Consider the following 1,185-nt stretch of genomic DNA (forward strand, 5'->3'; position numbering starts at 1 on the left):
TGCAAACCTGCATGCCGGCGGAAACGAGAGGTTTCGCGCAATGAGCCGAGCAAATCGGATGGCTTCGCTGAAGCGAATGTGCCGGATGAGCCGTCGCTGACAGCCTGTGCTGCGCCAGACTCCGGGGCGCAGCATGAGAAAGCTCTCAGGCGCATCTTCCGTGTCGGTACGAACGGTCAGCCTCCGCTTGGAGCTCTTTGTCGGATCAATCTTGTTTCGGAGCATATGCAGGCACCTTGGCGATCTTGCCGTGTGAATAAAGAGCGCGATGACGCGTGATCTTGCCCAGTGCCCAGAAATTGTATACTTCTAGATTTAAAAGTATATGGCGAATTTAATCAAAATATAATACGGCCTTTAATTGAGGTCGCGTGATGGCCCTTGAATGAGGCGGGCCTATCGGAAGACCGACTGTAAATCCGTCGTGCGTTGACGCTTGGTCCGAATTCGCAGCGGCCGATGTCCGATAAGGCCGTGGCCCGCTGGCAACCGCGGCCTGCCAGTTAGCCTGAGCACCGCAAACTCCGAGATAGTACGGGCCGTCAGACACCGGATGATGGAGGGGAAAGCCCTTCACCGTCGAAGGCTTCAGCGGGGGGATGCGCGATGCGATCAAGGCCGCCGGAATAACCGACCTGAGTTGCCGCCCGCACGGCCTACGCAAGACACTTGGCCGGATGCTCGCCGACGCCGGGTGCAGCGCGCACGACATCATGGCGGCGTTGGGTCACACCGAAGCCGAGCGCTACACGCATGAGGCCGATCGGAGGCGTGGCGGCAAGCGCGCCGTCGCAAGCCTCAACGAACATCGGAAGAACAAATCTCCCCAAACCACGCTTGGGAGTTTGGGAAAAATCGCAAAAAGTGAAGGAAAAATAATGCCGTGATGACCCGGCTGGCGCTCCCTAGCGGAATCGAACCGTGGTAAGTGACGTGATTTTATGTTAAATTTCAATTGGATACTGTTTCATCGTTTCGACATGTATCTACGTGGTGTATCTACGTCTGGGTCGACTCGGGTGGCGGTGACAGCAATGAGCTGTCTATGGATTTAGTGTACTTCTGCGAAAAATATAAAGGTCGGTTTAGGGTCTGTTGGGATTCAGGATTCTCATCGGGGCTTGGTTGTGATTCAAGCTTGGGATGGACCGATTCGTTTTGACTGACGCCCAATGGGCGAAGATG

General features: G+C 55.4%; 1 protein-coding gene and 1 pseudogene. Both read left to right on the top strand.

The genetic code is table 11. The features are described from left to right. The coding region (locus IVA74_RS02385; protein ID WP_247339503.1) for a hypothetical protein at positions 1–279 on the top strand (279 nt) is incomplete at its 5' end. A gap of 293 nt (positions 280–572) precedes the next feature. Further along, positions 573–887 (top strand): annotated as a pseudogene (locus tag IVA74_RS02390) (tyrosine-type recombinase/integrase); the annotation flags it as partial. Between the last annotated feature and the right edge of the window lie 298 nt (positions 888–1,185).

Source organism: Bradyrhizobium sp. 132 (genome assembly GCF_023074185.1).
GTDB lineage: Bacteria > Pseudomonadota > Alphaproteobacteria > Rhizobiales > Xanthobacteraceae > Bradyrhizobium.